Annotated in this window: 17 protein-coding genes; 11 read left to right on the forward strand and 6 right to left on the reverse strand. The window is 59.7% G+C overall.

The window, feature by feature from the left end:
• Positions 1–9 precede the first annotated feature (9 nt).
• From nirB to LT85_RS00795, 4 genes are read left to right on the forward strand one after another with little or no spacing between them, the layout of a single operon-like run.
• On the forward strand, positions 10–2,577 hold the full coding sequence (nirB, locus tag LT85_RS00780) for a nitrite reductase large subunit NirB (protein ID WP_038484127.1): 2,568 nt from the start codon (positions 10–12) through the stop codon (positions 2,575–2,577).
• A gap of 9 nt (positions 2,578–2,586) precedes the next feature.
• Complete coding sequence (gene nirD / locus LT85_RS00785) at positions 2,587–2,934, forward strand: nitrite reductase small subunit NirD (RefSeq protein WP_038484130.1); 348 nt, start codon at positions 2,587–2,589, stop codon at positions 2,932–2,934.
• Complete coding sequence (locus tag LT85_RS00790; RefSeq protein WP_052134461.1) at positions 2,931–4,169, forward strand: NAD(P)/FAD-dependent oxidoreductase; 1,239 nt, start codon at positions 2,931–2,933, stop codon at positions 4,167–4,169. The genes nirD and LT85_RS00790 overlap by 4 nt, the downstream gene beginning before the upstream one ends.
• 12 nt (positions 4,170–4,181) lie before the next feature.
• Complete coding sequence (locus tag LT85_RS00795) at positions 4,182–6,932, forward strand: nitrate reductase (protein WP_038484133.1); 2,751 nt, start codon at positions 4,182–4,184, stop codon at positions 6,930–6,932.
• 32 nt (positions 6,933–6,964) lie between these two features.
• Here LT85_RS00795 and LT85_RS00800 read toward each other — a convergent pair whose 3' ends face one another.
• Complete coding sequence (locus LT85_RS00800; protein WP_038484136.1) at positions 6,965–8,158, reverse strand: MFS transporter; 1,194 nt, start codon at positions 8,156–8,158, stop codon at positions 6,965–6,967.
• A gap of 109 nt (positions 8,159–8,267) precedes the next feature.
• A complete protein-coding gene (locus LT85_RS25120) occupies positions 8,268–8,573 on the reverse strand; it encodes a DUF2471 family protein (protein ID WP_052134462.1) in 306 nt (101 codons plus the stop codon).
• Positions 8,574–8,767: 194 nt separating this feature from the next.
• Between LT85_RS25120 and vapB the strand changes: the two genes are divergently transcribed.
• The 3 genes from vapB (at position 8,768) to LT85_RS00820 (ending at position 11,566) form a co-directional block, all read left to right on the forward strand.
• Entirely contained in the window at positions 8,768–9,004 is a 237-nt protein-coding gene (gene vapB, locus LT85_RS00810; RefSeq protein ID WP_038494602.1) for a type II toxin-antitoxin system VapB family antitoxin, read from the forward strand.
• Positions 9,004–9,414, forward strand: a complete 411-nt coding sequence (locus tag LT85_RS00815) for a type II toxin-antitoxin system VapC family toxin (RefSeq protein WP_038484139.1) — start codon at positions 9,004–9,006, stop codon at positions 9,412–9,414. Before vapB ends, LT85_RS00815 begins: the two co-directional genes overlap by 1 nt.
• Before the next feature lie 103 nt (positions 9,415–9,517).
• Positions 9,518–11,566: a M3 family metallopeptidase gene (locus tag LT85_RS00820; protein WP_253273635.1), complete on the forward strand. Its 2,049-nt coding sequence runs from the start codon at positions 9,518–9,520 to the stop codon at positions 11,564–11,566.
• Positions 11,567–11,643: 77 nt separating this feature from the next.
• On the opposite strand, the gene LT85_RS00825 is transcribed toward LT85_RS00820, so the two are convergent.
• The gene (locus LT85_RS00825) at positions 11,644–12,591 is read right to left on the reverse strand and encodes a S1/P1 nuclease (RefSeq protein ID WP_052134463.1); all 948 of its coding nucleotides are present in this window, start codon (positions 12,589–12,591) and stop codon (positions 11,644–11,646) included.
• Between the two features lie 264 nt (positions 12,592–12,855).
• On the opposite strand from LT85_RS00825, the gene LT85_RS00830 reads away from it, so the two are divergent.
• Entirely contained in the window at positions 12,856–13,515 is a 660-nt protein-coding gene (locus tag LT85_RS00830; RefSeq protein ID WP_038484145.1) for an epoxyqueuosine reductase QueH, read from the forward strand.
• Positions 13,512–13,736, forward strand: coding sequence for a hypothetical protein (locus LT85_RS00835; protein WP_038484148.1), 225 nt, complete (start codon positions 13,512–13,514; stop codon positions 13,734–13,736). The genes LT85_RS00830 and LT85_RS00835 overlap by 4 nt, the downstream gene beginning before the upstream one ends.
• A 191-nt stretch (positions 13,737–13,927) precedes the next feature.
• Here LT85_RS00835 and LT85_RS00840 read toward each other — a convergent pair whose 3' ends face one another.
• The 3 genes from LT85_RS00840 to LT85_RS00850 are packed head-to-tail and all read right to left on the reverse strand — an operon-like array spanning position 13,928 to position 16,036.
• Entirely contained in the window at positions 13,928–14,686 is a 759-nt protein-coding gene (locus tag LT85_RS00840) for a molybdopterin-dependent oxidoreductase (protein WP_038484151.1), read from the reverse strand.
• Positions 14,683–15,354, reverse strand: a complete 672-nt coding sequence (locus LT85_RS00845; protein WP_052134464.1) for a cytochrome b/b6 domain-containing protein — start codon at positions 15,352–15,354, stop codon at positions 14,683–14,685. The genes LT85_RS00840 and LT85_RS00845 overlap by 4 nt, the downstream gene beginning before the upstream one ends.
• Positions 15,355–15,406: 52 nt before the next feature.
• On the reverse strand, positions 15,407–16,036 hold the full coding sequence (locus LT85_RS00850) for a hypothetical protein (RefSeq protein ID WP_038484154.1): 630 nt from the start codon (positions 16,034–16,036) through the stop codon (positions 15,407–15,409).
• A gap of 259 nt (positions 16,037–16,295) precedes the next feature.
• On the opposite strand from LT85_RS00850, the gene LT85_RS00855 reads away from it, so the two are divergent.
• Together LT85_RS00855 and LT85_RS00860 are read left to right on the forward strand one after the other, a co-directional pair.
• Complete coding sequence (locus tag LT85_RS00855) at positions 16,296–16,988, forward strand: heavy metal response regulator transcription factor (RefSeq protein ID WP_038484157.1); 693 nt, start codon at positions 16,296–16,298, stop codon at positions 16,986–16,988.
• Complete coding sequence (locus LT85_RS00860) at positions 16,985–18,397, forward strand: heavy metal sensor histidine kinase (protein ID WP_038484160.1); 1,413 nt, start codon at positions 16,985–16,987, stop codon at positions 18,395–18,397. The genes LT85_RS00855 and LT85_RS00860 overlap by 4 nt, the downstream gene beginning before the upstream one ends.
• The last annotated feature ends 27 nt before the right edge of the window (positions 18,398–18,424 follow it).

Below are 18,424 nucleotides of genomic sequence, written 5' to 3' on the forward strand. Positions count from 1 at the left end.
GAAAGCAGAATGAAAATCATCGTCATCGGTCACGGCATGGTCGGCCACAAATTCCTGGAGTGCCTGGCGGAGGCGCAAGTGCCGGGTATGGAAGTCACGGTGTTGTGCGAAGAGCCGCGTCCGGCCTACGACCGTGTGCACTTGTCGGAATTCTTTGCCGGAAAATCGGCGCAGGACCTGTCTCTGGTAGAGCCGGGATTTTTCGAACGCACAGCTATCCAGCTGAAGCTGAACGCCAAGGCCCAGCTGATCGATTGCGCCGCCAAGACTGTCGCGTTCAATGTCAACGGCGTCAGCGAAATGCTGCCTTACGACAAACTGGTGATCGCCACCGGTTCCTACCCGTTCGTGCCGACCCTGGCCGGTAACCAGCGCAAGGATTGCTTCGTCTATCGCACCATCGAAGACCTGGAAGCGATGCTGGAATGCGGCAAGCGTTCCAGGACCGGCGTCGTGATCGGCGGCGGCTTGCTCGGGCTGGAGTGCGCCAAGGCCCTGCGCGACATGCAGCTGGAAACCCATGTGGTCGAGTTCGCTGCGCGTCTGATGGCGGTGCAGGTGGATGAAAGCGGCGGCCGCATCTTGCGCAAGAAAATCGAAGAACTCGGCGTTACCGCACACACGCAAAAGAACACGCTGGAAATCGTCGACGGCAAGACCGGGGCGCATCGCATGAATTTCGATGACGGCAGCCATCTCGATACCGACATGATCGTGTTTTCGGCAGGCATCCGGCCGCGCGACGAACTGGCGCGCGACAGCGGCTTGAAAGTCGGCGACCGTGGCGGCATCGTCATCGACAACAGCTGCCGCAGCTCTGATCCGGATATCTACGCGATCGGCGAGTGCGCATTGTGGAACGGCCGCATATTCGGACTGGTGGCGCCCGGCTACGACATGGCGCGTATCGCCGCCAAGCAGGTGTTGGCCGAACTTTCTGCCGATACCGCAGCCGTCACGCCGGAATTTACCGGCGCCGACATGAGCACCAAGCTCAAGCTGATGGGCGTGGATGTCGCTAGCATCGGCGATCCGCACGGTAAAGAAGCTGGTAGCCGCTCTTATCAATTTACCGATGAGCGCAAACAGATCTACAAGAAAATTGTGGTCTCCGAGTGTGGCAAGTATCTGCTCGGCGGCGTCATGGTGGGCGATGCCAGCGAGTACGGTACGTTGCTGCAGATGATGCTGAATCGTATCGAGTTGCCGGCATCGCCGGAATTCCTGATCCTGCCGCAAGCCGATGGCCAGATGAAACCAGGCATCGGGGTTGATGCCTTGCCCGAATCGGCACAGATCTGTTCCTGCAACGATGTCTCCAAAGGCGCGCTGTGTGCGGCGGTGAGCGCCGGCGCCACCAGCATCGGCGCGTTGAAAAGCTGCACCAAGGCTGGTACGTCCTGCGGCGGTTGCGTGGCGCTTGTGACGCAGGTCATGAAAGCTGAGATGAAGAAGCAGGGCATGGCGGTGAATAACCATGTCTGCGAGCATTTTCCCTATTCGCGCCAGGAGTTGTATCACCTGATCAAGGTCGGCCAGATCAAGACCTTCGCGGCCTTGCTGGAACAACACGGCAAAGGCCTCGGCTGCGACGTCTGCAAGCCGGTCGCGGCCAGCATCCTGGCTTCCTGCTGGAACGATTTCGTGCTGAAGAAGGAACACGCCGGCCTGCAAGATTCCAACGACTACTTCCTCGGCAATATCCAGAAGGACGGTACCTATTCGGTGGTGCCGCGCATGGCGGGCGGCGAAGTGACGCCGGATGGCCTGATTGCCGTCGGCCAGGTCGCCAAGAAATACGGCTTGTACACCAAGATCACCGGTGGCCAGCGCGTCGACTTGTTTGGCGCCAGGGTCGAGCAGCTGCCTCTGATCTGGGAAGAGCTGATTGCCGCCGGGTTCGAATCCGGGCATGCCTATGGCAAGTCCCTGCGCACGGTCAAATCCTGCGTCGGTTCGACCTGGTGCCGCTACGGCCTCGACGACAGCGTCGGCCTGGCGATCAAACTGGAAAACCGCTACAAGGGTTTACGTGCGCCGCACAAGATCAAGTTCGGCGTCTCCGGCTGCACCCGCGAATGTGCAGAAGCGCAAGGCAAGGATGTCGGCATCATCGCGACAGAGAAGGGTTGGAACCTGTACGTTTGTGGCAACGGCGGCATGAAGCCGCGTCATGCCGAACTGCTGGCGGCAGACCTCGACAAGGCGACGCTGATCAAGACGATCGATCGTTTCCTGATTTTCTACATCCGCACCGCCGACCGTTTGCAACGCACCAGCGTGTGGCGCGACAACCTTGAAGGCGGCCTCGCATATCTGAAGCAAGTGGTGGTGGAAGACAAGCTCAACATCGCCGCCGATCTGGAAACCGACATGCAGCATGTGGTCGATACCTATGAATGCGAATGGAAGAAAGCCGTGACCGATTCGGAGACGCGCAAGCGCTTCCAGCATTTCGTCAACAGCGAGCAGGTCGACAACAACGTAGTGTTCGTGGAAGAGCGCGGCCAGATCCGTCCGGCCAGCATAGAAGAGCGCAAGCGCATCAATATCCCGGTTGTGGTTGAAACGGTTTAAAGGAACACCATGCACAATGATCTTCAATGCAATCGTTGGGTTGACGTCTGTACGTTGGACGACATCGTGCCGAATACCGGCGTCTGCGCTTTGATTAATGGCGAGCAGGTTGCGATTTTCCATGTCATCGACGGCGAACACCGGGTTTTCGCCATCGGCAACTATGACCCTAATTCCGAGGCATCGGTGCTGTCGCGCGGACTGGTTGGCAGCCTCGGCGAACGCATCGTGGTTGCTTCGCCGATTTATAAACATCACTTCGACCTGCAAACCGGCGAATGCCTGGAAGCGCCCGAGCATTCTGTGAGTGCCTATCCGGCCCGTATCGCCGATGGCAAGGTGTGGGTCGGCGTATGAACGCCAGAGCGTCTTCGGCCAACAAGCCTTCGCTGGTGGTGATCGGCAATGGCATGGCCGGCATGCGCACGGTCGAAGAGCTGCTCAAGCTGGCGCCGGAGCTGTACGACATCACCGTATTCGGCGCCGAGCCGCATGGCAATTACAACCGGATCCTGCTGTCGCCGTTGCTGGCTGGCGACAAGAATATGGACGACATCATGCTCAATCCGCGCGAATGGTATGTCCAGAACGGCATCACCTTGCATGCCGGCGATCCTGTGGTCAGCATCGATCGCCACCGCCGCCTGGTGCGTTCGCGCGCCGGCGTCGAGATTCGCTACGACCGCCTGCTGCTAGCCACCGGCTCCAAGCCTTTCATCATTCCTGTGCCGGGTCATCAGCTGCCGGGCGTGATTGCCTTCCGCGATATCCAGGATGTCGAGACCATGCTGACGGCGGCGCGCAATCACCGGCATGCGGTAGTGATTGGCGGTGGCCTGCTTGGCCTGGAAGCCGCCAACGGTTTGCTGCGGCAAGGCATGGATGTGACCGTGGTGCATGTGATGGACAGCCTGATGGAAAGACAGCTGGACAAGTCGGCGGCTCTGTTGCTGAAGAAAGCGCTGGAGCAGAAAGGGCTACGTTTTTTATTGAACGCTCAGACAGCCGAAATCGTCGGCGATACGCAAGTAACGGCGGTGCGCTTCAAGGATGGCAGCCAGATTCCGGCAGACCTGATCGTCATGACTGCCGGCGTGCGCCCGAATATCGATTTGGCTCAGCAGGCCGGCCTGCATTGCGAACGCGCCATCGTGGTCGACGATACCTTGCAAACTTACGATCCGCGTATTTATGCCGTTGGCGAATGCGTGCAACACCGCATGGCGACCTTCGGGCTGGTAGCGCCGATCTGGGATCAGGCGCGCGTCTGCGGCGCGCATCTTGCCGGCGCCGGCCATCGGCGCTACGTGCAGCAGGCCACCGCGACCAAACTCAAGGTGACCGGCGTCGATTTGTATTCCGCCGGCGATTTCATCGGCGGTGAAGGCAGCGAAGACCTGGTGCTGCGCGATCCGCGCCGTGGCATCTACAAGCGGCTGGTGATCAACGGCCCGCACATCGTCGGCGCGGTGCTTTATGGCGACGTCAAGGATGGTCCCTGGTATTTCGAGCTGATTCAGACCAAGGCCGACATTTCAGGGCTGCGTAGTCAGCTGCTGTTCGGCAAAGCGCTCTGCGCTGAAGCCGCCTGACCGGAAGCCGGTATGAATTCTCCCCGGATTTTCCCGTTGCAAGCGGCTGGCAAGATGGCCGGCACGCAGACCACCTGTCCCTATTGCGGGGTGGGCTGCGGCGTGCGCGCCAAGGTAGGTAATGACGGCCGGATCGACATCGCCGGCGACGAAACGCACGCCTCCAATCTGGGGCGTCTCTGCGTCAAAGGCTCAGCGCTGGGAGAGACGGTGGCGCTCGACGGCCGTCTGCTGTATCCGAAAATACGCGACGGGGAAGGTGACCGGAAAGTGCTGCAGCCGACATCCTGGGATACCGCGCTGGACAAGGTGGCGCATGGTTTTCGCCGGATCATCGACCAGCACGGCCCGGATTCGGTGGCGTTGTATGTCTCGGGCCAGTTACTGACGGAAGACTACTACGTTGCCAACAAGCTGATGAAAGGCTACATCGGCAGCGCCAACATCGACACCAATTCGCGGCTGTGCATGTCGTCTGCCGTCGCCGGCCACAAGCGTGCGTTCGGCGCCGACCTGGTGCCGGTTTGCTACGAAGACCTGGAGTTGGCCGACCTGGTGGTGCTGGTCGGATCGAATACTGCGTGGTGCCATCCGATCCTGTTCCAGCGCATCGCCAAGATCAGGGAAAGCCGGCCGCAAATGAAGCTGGTGGTCATCGATCCGCGCCGCACCGCTACCTGCGAACTGGCTGATCTGCACTTGCCGCTGAAAGCCGGCAGCGACGTCTGGCTGTTCAACGGCCTGCTCAGTTTTTTGGCGCGCGCCGGCGTTGCCGATGACGGCTTTGTCGCTGCCCATACCAACGGCATGGCCGCTGCGTTGGAAGTGGCAGAGGAAGATTGCGCCGACCCGGGTGCAGTAGCAAAAATCTGCAAGCTCGATCCGCAAGATTTGCTGACTTTTTATCAGTGGTTTGCAGACAGTCAGAAAGTCGTGACGGCCTTTTCGCAAGGCGTCAACCAATCCTCATCCGGTACCGACAAGGTCAACAGCATCATCAACTGTCATCTGCTGACCGGACGCATAGGCAAACCGGGCATGGGTCCGTTTTCGATCACCGGCCAGCCGAACGCCATGGGCGGGCGTGAAGTGGGCGGCCTGGCGAACATGCTGGCGGCGCATATGGAGCTGGATAATCCGCAGCATCGCGAGACGGTCCAGACTTACTGGAATTCGCCGCGGATGGCGGACAGGCCGGGCTTGAAGGCGGTGGACCTGTTCCAGGCGATTGAAGCCGGAAGGGTCAAGGCGGTATGGATCATGGCCACCAATCCGGTGGTCAGCCTGCCGGACGCGGATCAAGTTCAGCGCGCATTGAAAAAATGCGAACTGGTGGTGATTTCCGACATCATGGAAAAAACCGACACCAATGCCTTTGCCCATGTTTTGCTGCCCGCTTTGGGCTGGGGCGAGAAAGACGGCACCGTCACCAACTCCGAGCGACGCATCTCGCGCCAGCGTGCCTTCTTGCCGGTTCCCGGCGCAGCACGCGCGGACTGGCAGATCATTTGCCAGGTGGCGCAACGCATGGGCTACGCCGGCTTCGATTTCACCGCCGCGCATCAGGTATTCGATGAGCACGCTGGCTTGAGCGCCTATCGCAATCATGCTAACGGTCAGCATCGCATGTTCAATCTGGACGGCTTGCGCGGCATGGACGAAGCGCGCTTCGATGCCATGCAGCCGGTGCAGTGGCCATTGGCGACCGCACCATCGGGTGACAAACAAGGGACTGCACGCTTGTTTGCCGATGGCCGCTTTGCTCACGTCGATGGCAGGGCACGTTTTATCCCCACGCCACCAAGAGCGCCGCAGAATGCGATCGACAGCGAATATCCGCTTAGCCTCAACACTGGCCGCGTGCGCGACCAGTGGCACACCATGACGCGTACCGGCAAATCACCCAGGCTGGCCGATCACGTGCCCGAATCCTTTATCGACATGCATCCGCAGGACGCCCTGCTGTATGGCGTGCGCGAAGGCATGCTGGCGCGCGTGAGCAGCCGCTGGGGAGCGATGGTGGCCAGGGTGCAGCATGGCGGCGGCATCGCCCGCGGCACGATGTTCGTGCCCATCCATTGGAATGCGCAGACCGCCTCGGATGCGCGGGTTGGCGCCTTGGTCAATCCAGTGGTAGATCCGGTTTCCGGTGAACCGGAATTCAAGCACACGCCGGTGCGGGTCGAAGAATTTCCGGTTGCCTGGTACGGTTTTGTGCTGAGTCGTCATCAGCCCGTGCTGGACGATGTCACCCATTGGACGCGTATCCAGGGGCAGCACTTCAATCGTTACGAACTGGCCGGCCGCAGTCCGATTGCAGATCATGGCGAATGGGCAGCCTCGTTGTTGGGCGTCAGCGACGCAGAGGCCGACTGGCTGGAATACGAAGACGCCAGCGCCGGCGTCTATCGCGCCGTGCATGTGGTCGACGACCGTATCCATGCCTGCGTTTTCCTTTCGCCACGCCCGGACCTGCCGTCGCGGGCATGGCTGGCCAGCCTGTTCGTCAAGGAGCGGCTGGCAGATGTCGACCGGGTCGGCCTGCTGATCGGCCAGCCGATACAAAAGGGTGCAGATACCGGGCCTACCGTGTGCTCTTGTTTTTCGGTCGGCCGCAACACTATTTGCGATGCGGTCCGCAAGCAGGGGTTGGGGAGTGTAGCCGAGGTCACCGCCTGTCTGAAGGCTGGCGGCAATTGCGGTTCCTGCGTGCCGGAGATAAAAAAACTGCTGTCGGAAATATTGGCCGAAGAGAGCGCATAAGCGCTTGCATCGGCTAGGTCAGGCTGGGAGGCTCAAGCCGCTGCCGCCGGTTGGTCCTTAGGTCCAATCAGCCACCAGATCAACAGGCCGGCCGCACTCAACCCGGCGCCGGTCATCGACACTCCGAACCAGCCGGCATAACCGTACATGGCGGTCGACAGCAAGGAGCCGCAAGCACCGCCGATGAAATAGCAAGTCATGTAGCCGGCCGTCAGGCGGTTTCTTGAATCCGGATGCAAGTGATTGATGACGCTCAGGTTGGTGACGTGCACCGCTTGCACCATCAAGTCCAGCACCAGGATGCCGATGATCAGTCCCAGCAGCGAACTCTTGGCGAACACCAGCGGTAGCCAGGACAGCAGCAGTAAAGCCAGGCCGATGGTGGTAGACAAACCGGCCTTGCCGCGATCCGCCAGCCGTCCGGCATGCGAAGCGGCCATGGCGCCGGCGGCGCCGACCAGCCCGAACAGGCCGATGGTGCCGTCCGAATAGTTGAAAGGCGCAGCTGCGAGCAGGAACGAAATCGACGTCCACAATACGCTGAAGACGGCAAAGATGATCGCGCCCAGCAAGGCGCGGATACGCAGCACCGGTTCGGCGACGAACAGCGCCAGGATCGATGTCAGCAAGCGCGGATAGCTCAGGCTTTGCGACTGGTGGTGGCGTGGCAGCGCGCGGCCCAGCACGATAGCCACAATGATCATCAGCACCGCGCCAAACCAGTACACGGTTTGCCAGCCACCCAGCGCCGACAGATAGCCGGCCACAGTCCGCGCCAGCAAAATTCCGAGCAACAGGCCGGTCATTACATGGCCGACTACCTTGCCGCGTTCATGCGGCGCCGCCAGTGTTGCGGCAAAGGGCACCAGTACTTGCGATACCACTGAAAACAGGCCGGTCAACGCAGTGCCGATCAAGACAAAAATCATGCTCTGCGCGGTTGCCGTGATCACCAGTCCGCAAGCGGAAAGCAAGGTCATCACGACGATCATTTTCTTGCGTTCGAGGATGTCTGCCAGCGGTACCAGCAGCATCAGGCCGAGCGCATAGCCGAGTTGGGCCACGGTCACGATCAGGCCGGCGCTGCCGTTGGAAATGCCAAAGCGCGCAGCGATGGTGTGCAACAGCGGCTGCGCATAATAGTTGCTGGCCACCGCGACGCCGGTGGCGATCGACATCATGATCACCAGGCCGGCGCTGAGTTTGGTGGATTGTGGTTCTGCCATATTGAAGTGCCTCTGAAAATACAAGCCGACACTTTAGCCGGTATCCGTGCACGCTGCTGCGCACGCCGGTTTTCAGCATGCGCACGAGTCGGATCGTCAATGCGGACCGTCAATGCGATCTTCTATATTCCTTGTAGATCAGGGACAGGGCGACAGGCAAGCCAGTGGCGTTGCCGAAATTGACCGGATCGTCGGTGTGCGGATACGCCGTGGGATAGGCGCGCAGCAGCTTCAGGTGCGTCAGGTCGAAATTGCCGGATTGTTCAAGGGCGCGCATTGCCTGGTTTTCGATGTCATGCATCAGCGACCAGGTGAGGATTTCACCGGCACTGCGATGGCTAACCACAATACGTGCGATTGTTGTTTTCAATCCTTCGGTAATAGCGTCAAGTTCAAATCTTCTAACCACTTCCATAAGAATCTTCCTCGCTTCAATTTAACTGTATATATGTACAGTATAAATTGAATCTGAGAAAAACCCTATTGTGAAAAAGTACATTTCCAATGAATATTTTGATTCGCATGCAACGTATGTACACACATGTATTTACATTTTTTCAGGAGGCTCCTAGAATGGATTTATCGTATTTTCATCAAGCGGTGCTGGATATGCAAACCACCAAAGTTTTCAAGAACGGCAATTCCCAGGCGATCCGGATTCCTGCCGACCTAGCCTATGAACGCACCGACATTGAGTTCGAGATCGAGCGCATCGGCGATGAGTTGCGGATTCGCCCGGTCGGCCGCTCTCTGGGCGGCGTTCTCAAGAAATTCGCGCAGTTCGGTCCGGACTTCATGGCTGAAGGCCGCGGCGAGCACGAGCAAAGCGAACGCGAGATTCTGTGATGGCGCGTTACATGCTCGACACCAATATGTGCATCTATCTGATGAAAAATCAGCCGCGCGAGGTCGCTGAGCGTTTCGCCACTTGCTTCGTCGGCGATGTGGTGATGTCGGCAATTACCTACGCTGAACTGGAATACGGCGTCGCTGCCTCGGCCAATTGCGCGCGCCAGCGGCAGAACCTGGCTGCGCTGATAGAAGATATTCCTGTCGCTGCATTCGATAGTGCGGCGGCCAGTGCCTACGGTCCGATCCGCGAGGCCACCAGCGAGCGCAAGAAAGACCATCTCGACAAGTTGATCGCAGCGCATGCCCTCGCGCTCGACGTGGTACTGGTGACCAACAACGAGCGCGATTTTGCAAACTACCCTGGCGTGAAGATAGAGAATTGGATCACATCCGGTAATGGCTGATACGCCCATGTGACAGGCTGCGACCAGGGCGAATATCTGCGCGCTAAAACAAGGCGCAAGGCATACAATAGTGGCCTCATTATTAGCCAGGATGCCCGTTGCCATGTCAGACATTCACGCCGCCAATCCGCTGTTGCAAGACTGGAATACCCCTTACGGCTTGCCGCCTTTCGATCAGGTCAAGGCTGAACATTTTGTCCCCGCTTTTGATATTGCGCTGCCAGCTCACCTGGCCGAGATCGATGCTATCGCCGCGCAATCGGCGGCCCCTGCTTTTGCCAATACGCTGGCAGCTTTCGACGAATCGGGCCGGCTCAACAACCGCATCAGCCTGTTGTTCGAAAACCTGACCGCCAGCGAAACCTCGCCTGCCTTGCAGGCGGCGGAAGTCGAACTAGCGCCCAAGCTGGCTGCGCACAAGAATGCCATCTACCTGCATGCCGGCCTGTTTGCCCGGATTGATGCCTTGCATGCCAAGCGCGCCCAGCTGGACCTGGATCCGGTGCAGCTGCGCTTGCTGGAACGGGTGCACCTGGATTTTGTGCGCGCCGGCGCCAAGCTGCCGCCGCAATCGCGCGCACGCTATAGCGCGGTGACGGAAAGACTGGCGGCGTTGAGCACGCAGTTCACGCAAAATGTCCTGGCCGATGAATCCGGCTTTGCGCTGGCGCTGGAAGATGAAGCGGCGCTGGCCGGCTTGCCGGCATTCCTGCGCGCGTCGGCGCAGGCAGCGGCGCAACAGCGCGGCCTGCCGGAGGGGAGCCACGTGGTTACCTTGTCGCCGTCGTTGGCCGAACCGTTCCTGACCTTTTCGGACCGGCGCGATCTGCGCGAAGCGGTCTGGCGCGGCCGGGTAGCACGCGGTGCACATGCCGGCAGCCACGACAACCGTCCGGTCGCTGCTGAAATCATGGCTTTGCGCCAGGAGCAGGCACAACTGCACGGCTACGCCTCTTATGCCGACTATCAACTGGTCGACCGCATGGCCGGCAAGCCGGAGGCGGTGTCGGCTCTGCTCGGTAAAGTGTGGGAGCCGGCTAAAGCAAAGGCCGAAGAAGACCGAGTGGCACTGACCGAGATGGCGCGCAGCCTGGGCCAGCCGACTCCGATTGAGGCATGGGACTGGCGTTATCTGGCCGAGAAAGTACGGCAGGCGCGCTACGATCTCGACGACGCCGAACTGAAACCTTACTTCGCGCTGGAAAACATGATTGGCGCCATGTTCGATTGCGCCCAGCGCCTGTTCGGCATCAGCTTCGTCGAGCAGCATGGCGTCGCCCTGCATCATCCGGAGGCGCGTCTGTGGGAGGTGCGCAGCCGCGACAATGCCCTGATCGGCCTCTTCATCGGCGATAACTTCGCCCGCGCCAGCAAGCGTAGCGGCGCCTGGATGCACATCTTCCGCAGCCAGTCCGGCCATAACGGCGGCACGCTGCCGATCGTCATCAACAACAATAATTTCGCCAAGGCGGATGTGGCGTTGCTGAGTTTCGATGACGTGCGCACCCTGTTCCATGAATTCGGCCACGGCCTGCACGGCTTGCTGTCGCAGGTGAAATACGAGCGCTTGGCCGGCACCCAGGTGTTGCAGGATTACGTCGAATTGCCGTCGCAGATTTTCGAGAACTGGGCCGAGGAAGAAGTCGTGCTCAAACGCCATGCGCGGCACTTCCAGACTGGCGAAGCGATCCCTTCGGCCTTGCTGGAAAAACTCAAGCGCGCACGCCAGTTCGACCAGGCCTGGGCCACCATCATGTATGCCGGCCCGGCGCTGATCGACATGGCGTTGCATTCGCTGCCAAACGGCAGCGTAGTCGATCTTGATGCGTTCGAAGCGCAGCAATGCGAATTGCTGGGCATTCCGAAAGACATCGGCCAGCGTCATTACCTGAGCCATTTCCAGCATCTGTTCGCCGGTTCAGACTATGCGGCGGGTTACTACGTGTACATGTGGGCCGAAGTGCTGGATGCGGATGCCTATGACGCCTTCATCGAGGCCGGCGATCCGTTCCAGCCGGCGATTGCAGAACGCTTGCAGCGGCATATCTACAGCTCAGGCAACAAGCAAGATCCGGCGCTGGCGTTCCGGGCTTTCCGTGGCCGCGACCCGAAGGTGGAGCCGATGCTGGCTAAACGTGGCTTGATTGCCTAGCAAGCCGTGAACCCTGAGCGTCATTGCGCTCAGGGTTGCACTTCGACAGCTATTCGACAGTTATTTATAACAACTACTTATTTCTTCCCGCTGAATGGCGAGGAAAACACTGACGCGCTGGAACCGGCGTTGCCGCCCAATGCGTCATTCAATACTTTCGCCAGACGCACGCCGGCACGGCTCAATTGCAATGCAACCACGCTGGTGGCGTTGTTGACATAGCTGGCCGGCAGCTTGTACTTGCCGCTCGCTTCCGGCGTCGGCAGTTTGCCGTAGGCGTCGGTGCGGGCCAGTGCGAAGGCTTCCAGCGACCAGTCGCGCGGCGTCTGTTGCTGCCATTGCGCGATCTGGTCGCTGGTGATTTTGGAGATCAATGCCGAGGCGACCTGGTTCTGGTCGGTGCCCAGCTTGTTGACGAACGCCGTATCCCAGTAAGCGTGCAGTTTGCCGGAGGCGATGCCGGTGGCCGAGACCGTTTCATCGTTGCCGCCACGGTCATTGGAGTCGCTGGAGTGCAGCGGTTGATGCAAGTCGCCGACGAAATGCAGCAAGAACTGCAAGGCCAGCAGGCGTTCCGCAGGGTCGGTGTTCGGGTCGCGCAACTCGGCGCTGAACTGATCGACCTTATCCACCACGCAGTCTTGCGCTACGCCACCCGATGCAGGCGTGTTGGCCGGGAGGCTTGGATGACCGAAGCAGGCGGTGTCGATATCGCCATCGCTGATTTCGGTGTCGACGAAATGCCAGGCCGCCGTTTCGCGATGTGAGTTGCGATACTTATCGGCCCAGGTCGCCTCGGAAGCGATATCACCCGCAGTCAGGCCGGTCGTGTCGTTGGCCAGGATGGCGTTGACCTGCGAGCGGACGTCGTCGGTCAAGTAGTTGTTGGCGATGGTGCCGACGATCATGTGGCCCTCATCGCCCCAGGCCATGGCGTTCGGCGTCGCCAGCATCAACGGTGCGACACAGGCGGCGCTGATCAAGGTGAAAAATAAATTGTGATGCAACTTGCGATTCAGTTTCATGGAGACTCCATTCGGGAAAAGGGAAAAATTTCTCTGGTACACTATTTTCCGCCCGAATATATGCCGCATTTATGACCGCAGCATGTCAATCTGGCCTTGGACTGGCAAGGCTGACAGGTGCACAGCGGGCTGAATGAATTTCGCTCATACAAACTTGAGAGTTTGTCGCTTGACGCAGCGTGGTTGAAACAACAAACTGGTCAATTCGCGCTGCTGTTTCGATTGTTACTTCCAATGCGGCGCATTTCCTCAGGTAGATCTGTCATGACCCAACGCCAGAAACTCGTGCTGCCGGGCGGGCACAATAAACTGCTATTGCATTCCTGCTGCGCGCCGTGCTCGGGCGAAGTGATGGAAGCCTTGATCGCCAGCGAAATCGATTTCTCGATCTATTTCTATAACCCGAACATCCATCCGCAACGCGAGTACGCCCTGCGCAAGGATGAAAATATCCGCTTCGCAGAACAGCAGCACGGCATCCCGTTCATCGATGCCGACTATGGTCTCGACAACTGGTTCGCCCGCGCCCAGGGCATGGAAGATGAGCCGGAGCGCGGCAAGCGCTGCACCATGTGTTTCGACATGCGTTTTGAGCGTAGCGCCTTGTATGCGCATGAGCACGGTTTTCCGGTGATCAGCAGTTCGCTAGGGATCTCGCGCTGGAAGGACATGCAGCAGATCAACGATTGCGGCGCGCGCGCGGCGGCGCATTACCCCGGTATCACCTATTGGGACTACGACTGGCGCAAGCAAGGCGGTTCGGCGCGCATGATCGAAATCTCCAAGCGTGAGAATTTCTATCAGCAGGAATATTGCGGCTGCGTCTATTCGCTACGCGACAGTAATCGCTGGCGCAAGGAGCAGGGACGTGAACGCATCAAGATTTGCGATAAATTTTACGGCCAGCCGGAAGCGCAAGAATGAGTACCGATCACATCGCCGCTCATTGGCTGGCCGGCGTCAGCAAGCCTCCACAATCTATCGGCGGCGTAAAGCCGCCAGCGGCAATCGACCGCTTGGCCATCATGGAAAAACAGCTGGCTGAATTCATGCAAACCTTGGAACAGGATGAAGACGGCGTCGCGCCGCCGCATTTGATGAGCGGACATCATGGATGTCCTTGCTGCACAGGACGGGGCGAATAAGCTTTAGAGGCTGTTGCAAACACACTTGGCGTTGTTGCTCTTGCAGGGAGCGCCCGGGCTTGCAGGCCCGGGTCGTTCCGCAGGCAGACGACAATATCGTCTGAAACCCCCGCTACACCCTCCTAGCCGTACTGTTCGTACTGTCTTCGTCGGAGCGCCTAACCATCTGTGTTCGCAACAGCCTCTAAGATTCAAGACCCGCTAAACCAGTTATAACCCTGGTCCTCCCAATAACCACCGGGATTTTCATTGGTAACGAAGATCGCCGCAATGTGCTTGGGATTCTTGAAACCGAGCTTGGTCGGCACCCGCAGCTTTAGCGGATAGCCGTATTCGGTGGGCAAGGGCGCCGTGCCGAAATCCAGCGCCAGCATGGTTTGCGGATGCAGCGCCGTCGCCATGTCGATACTGGAATAATAACGATCGGCGCATTTGAAGCCGACATAGCGCGCAGTCGTGTCGGCGCCGATATGCGCCAGGAAAGTGCGGAACGGCACGCCGCCCCACTGGCCGATGGCGCTCCAGCCTTCGATGCAGATATGGCGCGTGATCTGCGATGTTTGTGGCAAGGCTCTGAGCTGCGCCAGGTTCCAGCTGCTCTTGTTGCGCACCAGCCCCGAGACTTCCAGCGTGTAAGTATCGCCATCGATTTCAGGCGCTGAATCGGCGTCATAAAACGCATTGAACGGAAACGGCTTGGTGATCATGCTGGCCGGATAGGTCGGTGCCAGATGATTGGGGCGGAACAGCATGCCCTGCACGCGGTCGTTCCAGCGCGACATCGCCCACAGCACTTTGTCGACCTGGTCGCCGTCTTGCAGGTTGCAACCGGACAGCAGCGACAAAGCGCCCAGAGACAGGCCGGAACGCAAGAACAACCGGCGCTGCAGCTGCACCAGTTCAGGTTGCAGCTCGCTATTCTTTGGCAGGTTTTTCTTCTTCTCGCTCATGCTTGCTGCTCCTGTTCCGAGGCGTTCTTGCGGGAGTGGCGCGGTGCGCGCCCGGTCAGCATCGGCAGCAAGGTGCTCGGCACGATCAGCACCAGCGCCAGATGCACAGCCACAAACGCGACGATGCCGGCCATGGCGGCGAAATGCACGCGGCGCGCAGTGTCGTAGCCGCCGAACAAGTCGACCAGGCTATCCAGCTGCACCGGTTTCCAGATCGACAGGCCGGAAGCCACGACCAGCACACCCAACAGCAGCACGACGATATACATCAGGCGCTGCACGGCGTTATAGACGCCCGCCTGATGCGCCAGTTTGAAAGTCAGCGCATCCTTGATGTCGCGTAGCAGATCGCGAAGACGGAGCGGCAGGAAGTGGCGACGGAAATGGCCGGCCGACAAGCCGTAGCAAAGATAGATCAATCCGTTCGCCACCAGCAACCACATCGCCGCCAGATGCCAGGCAATCGCTCCGCCCAGCCAGCCGCCCAAGGTGGCCCAGCGCGGAAAGTCGAAACCGAACAGCGGCGAGGCGTTGTAGATCGCCCAGCCGCTCATCACCATGCAGACCATCGCAAAGGCGTTGATCCAGTGGGTGGCGCGCACCAGCAGCGGATGGATGATGCGCCGCCGGACTGGTTGTGGCGGCAGGGGTTGGTCAGCAGGTGTCATGGACAAGCCTTGTCAGAATCAGCGCGAGCGGCCGGGCCGCCCGCTATGCACATTACATCGGCGGAACGACATCGCCCTTGCCGATTGTGGCGCGGCCGACGACGTCGCTGCCATCCGCCGCCTTGGTGACGAAGAACACGCCGTGCGCGCCCGGCACCAGCAAGCTGCGGTCGCCTTTATCGAGAGCGACGATTGGGACATCTGCCGGCACTACGATTTTCTTTTCGCCATCGGGATATTTCACGGTGATAGTGCGGCCGCTGGTCACCACCACATCGCCCACGGTGCCGTTGGTCATGCTGCTTTTCTTGCCCAGATCCCAGGCGTAATGGCCTTCGCCGACCTTCATGCCGGCCGGGAAGACATGCACTTCCAGCGCCTTCAGGCTACCGTCCGGCAGCGGCACGGCGGCGCTGCCGATAAAGCTGTCGGATTTGATATCGGTGATGGCGGCATGGGTGACCGAGAACAGCGTCAGGTCGGGCGCCAGCTTCAAGGTCAGTTTCTTGCCGGCCCTGGTGCTGACTTCGAGATTGTCGGTATTTACTTTTTCAATCGTGGCGCGCACCCGCACCGGTACGGTCATTGCCGCAGTCTGGGCGACGGCGGCGCTGCCGTAAGCGAGGAAAGTCGATGCGAGCAGGGCCGGAACCAGGCGGCGCAAGAGTTGTGTGGTTTTCATGGAAACTGACTCGGTGGTTGCTGGGATGCCCAGTCTAGGCGCGCCGGAGTGTCTTATCGGTGACAGTTGAATGACAATATTGTCATTCTTCCCGGCAATCGAATTGATAGAATGGATCCATCTCAACAAAGAGGCTGTTGCAAAATGAATCTGGCCAGGCGCGTCGACCAAGACAGTACGAGTAGTACGACTAGGAGCGGATGGCCGCCCCGACGTAACAACGCCAGACTCATTTTGCAACAGCATCTAAGGGCTCAGTATGGCTATTCTCGTCATTGAAGACGATCCAAAGACCGGCGCCTACCTCAAGAAAGGTCTGCGTGAATCCGGCTATGCGGTCGATCTGGCGCGCAACGGCAGCGACGGTTTGCATATGGCGTTGGAGAATTCCTACGACCTGGTGGTGCTCGACGTGATGCTGCCCGGCACTGACGGCTGGAAAATCATGGGCGCCATCCGCAGCAGCCGCGGCGCGCACCGCGACCTGCCGGTCATCTTCCTGACTGCGCGCGACCACGTGAATGACCGCATCCGCGGACTGGAGCTGGGCGCCGACGATTACCTGGTCAAACCTTTTTCCTTTACCGAACTGCTGCTGCGGATTCGCACCTTGCTACGGCGTGGCGTGGTGCGTGAAGCGCATGAGCTTGATTTTTTCCAGGTGGCCGACCTCCAGCTTGATCTGCTGCGCCGTAAAGTCACGCGCCAGGGTATCGATATCGTCCTCACCAACAAGGAATTCCTGCTGCTGCACTTGCTGGTCAAGCGCCAGGACGAAGCCTTGTCGCGTACCGTCATCGCTTCCGAGGTATGGGACATGAACTTCGACAGCGACACCAATGTGGTCGATGTCGCCATCAAACGCTTGCGCGCCAAGATCGACAATCCCTTCGAGCGCAAGCTGATCCACACGGTGCGCAGCATCGGCTATATGTTTTCTGAAAATCCATGAATTTTTGGCGTACCCGTTCGCTGACCGCGCGCGTCACTATCCTGTTTGCGCTGATTGCCTGCGCCATCGTCACCAACCTCGGCATGTACCTGTATTCGTCGACCCGGCAGGCACTGGAGACCCGCGCCGATTATTCGCTGGTCGGCAGGGTCGAGCATTTCCGCACGCTGTTGCACGACCTCTACAACGTCAAACAGATAGAAGACCGGCCGGCACTGTTTGAAACCATGCTCGGCAGCGAGCAGGATGTGTTGATGTTCGGTTATCCGGGCCAGGCGCCGTTCGTGCGCGTCAACCCGGACAATATGACGCCGCCGCCGATGAAGCCAGTCGGGCTGAACCAGCCGTTGACGCTGGCGGCGCTGCAGCCAGGTGAACGTGCCGACGGCGTGCGCGTGCGCTGGGTGTCGACCGAAGCCGAGGTGGGCAGCGACGGCACCAAGGTGGTGATCATCGGTGCTCATGTGATGACGCAGGAATCGCACATTCTGTCGGAGTACTACTGGCATGTGATAGGCGCCGCAGCGATTGCGGTGTTGCTGGCGGCGCTGCTCGGCTTCCTGGTGCTCAAGCGCGGTTTCCTGCCGCTGACGGCAATGGCCAGCCGCGCCGCCGAAGTCAGCCCGACCAATATTGCAATACGGCTGCGCGAGGAAGATGCGCCGCATGAACTGCGGCGGCTGGCGGCTTCCTTCAACGCCATGCTGGACCGGCTCTCTGACGGTTACGAGCATCTGTCGCAATTTTCGGCCGATCTGGCGCACGAGATACGGACCCCGATCGGCGCGCTGATGGGTCAGACGCAGGTCACCTTGAACAAGGTGCGCAACGCCGCTGAATACCAGCAGGTGCTGGAATCGAACCTGGAAGAACTGCAGCGCCTGAGCCGGATCGTGGAAAACATCCTGTTCCTGGCGCATGCCGACCACGCCGGCCTGTCGGTGGAAAAATCGCCGCTGGTGCTGGCCGATGAATTGCACAAGATCGCCGAGTATTTTGAGGGCGTGGCGGAAGAACGCGACATCAGGCTGGTGGTCGACGCCAGCGGCGTGCTGCAAGCTAATCCCGTGATGTGGCGGCGCGCGGTCAGCAACCTGGTGGTCAATGCGGTGCGCTATGCGGTGCCGGGAAGCATTGTGCGGCTATGTGGCATACCGAGGGAAGAAGGGATTTGCGTCGAGGTCGAGAACCAGGGCGATCCGATTCCGCAAGAGCAACTGGATCGCCTGTTTGACCGTTTCTACCGCGGCGACAAGTCGCGCAGCGAATTTACCGAATCGAATGGCCTGGGCCTGGCCATCGTGCGCGCCATCATGACGGTGCACGGAGGTCAGGCGGTGGTGGCTTGTTCCGAGGGCGGGCTGATACGTTTCAGCCTGCGTTTTCCGGAAGGCAGCGTGCGCGCCTGATTGCCAGGCTAGCGCAGAGCCGGGCTT

Origin of the sequence: Collimonas arenae (assembly GCF_000786695.1) — a bacterium.
Taxonomy (GTDB): Bacteria; Pseudomonadota; Gammaproteobacteria; order Burkholderiales; family Burkholderiaceae_D; genus Collimonas; species Collimonas arenae_A.

Excerpts from the sequence above, each read along its gene's own strand:
- LT85_RS00845 (WP_052134464.1), bottom strand. The coding sequence starts at position 15,354 with ATGACACCTGCTGACCAACCCCTGCCGCCACAACCAGTCCGGCGGCGC.
- LT85_RS00855 (WP_038484157.1), top strand. The coding sequence starts at position 16,296 with ATGGCTATTCTCGTCATTGAAGACGATCCAAAGACCGGCGCCTACCTC.
- nirD (WP_038484130.1), top strand. The coding sequence starts at position 2,587 with ATGCACAATGATCTTCAATGCAATCGTTGGGTTGACGTCTGTACGTTG.
- LT85_RS00795 (WP_038484133.1), top strand. The coding sequence starts at position 4,182 with ATGAATTCTCCCCGGATTTTCCCGTTGCAAGCGGCTGGCAAGATGGCC.
- LT85_RS00825 (WP_052134463.1), bottom strand. The coding sequence starts at position 12,591 with ATGAAACTGAATCGCAAGTTGCATCACAATTTATTTTTCACCTTGATC.
- LT85_RS00850 (WP_038484154.1), bottom strand. The coding sequence starts at position 16,036 with ATGAAAACCACACAACTCTTGCGCCGCCTGGTTCCGGCCCTGCTCGCA.
- LT85_RS00860 (WP_038484160.1), top strand. The coding sequence starts at position 16,985 with ATGAATTTTTGGCGTACCCGTTCGCTGACCGCGCGCGTCACTATCCTG.
- LT85_RS25120 (WP_052134462.1), bottom strand. The coding sequence starts at position 8,573 with ATGGAAGTGGTTAGAAGATTTGAACTTGACGCTATTACCGAAGGATTG.
- vapB (WP_038494602.1), top strand. The coding sequence starts at position 8,768 with ATGCAAACCACCAAAGTTTTCAAGAACGGCAATTCCCAGGCGATCCGG.
- nirB (WP_038484127.1), top strand. The coding sequence starts at position 10 with ATGAAAATCATCGTCATCGGTCACGGCATGGTCGGCCACAAATTCCTG.
- LT85_RS00830 (WP_038484145.1), top strand. The coding sequence starts at position 12,856 with ATGACCCAACGCCAGAAACTCGTGCTGCCGGGCGGGCACAATAAACTG.
- LT85_RS00815 (WP_038484139.1), top strand. The coding sequence starts at position 9,004 with ATGGCGCGTTACATGCTCGACACCAATATGTGCATCTATCTGATGAAA.
- LT85_RS00800 (WP_038484136.1), bottom strand. The coding sequence starts at position 8,158 with ATGGCAGAACCACAATCCACCAAACTCAGCGCCGGCCTGGTGATCATG.
- LT85_RS00820 (WP_253273635.1), top strand. The coding sequence starts at position 9,518 with ATGTCAGACATTCACGCCGCCAATCCGCTGTTGCAAGACTGGAATACC.
- LT85_RS00835 (WP_038484148.1), top strand. The coding sequence starts at position 13,512 with ATGAGTACCGATCACATCGCCGCTCATTGGCTGGCCGGCGTCAGCAAG.
- LT85_RS00790 (WP_052134461.1), top strand. The coding sequence starts at position 2,931 with ATGAACGCCAGAGCGTCTTCGGCCAACAAGCCTTCGCTGGTGGTGATC.
- LT85_RS00840 (WP_038484151.1), bottom strand. The coding sequence starts at position 14,686 with ATGAGCGAGAAGAAGAAAAACCTGCCAAAGAATAGCGAGCTGCAACCT.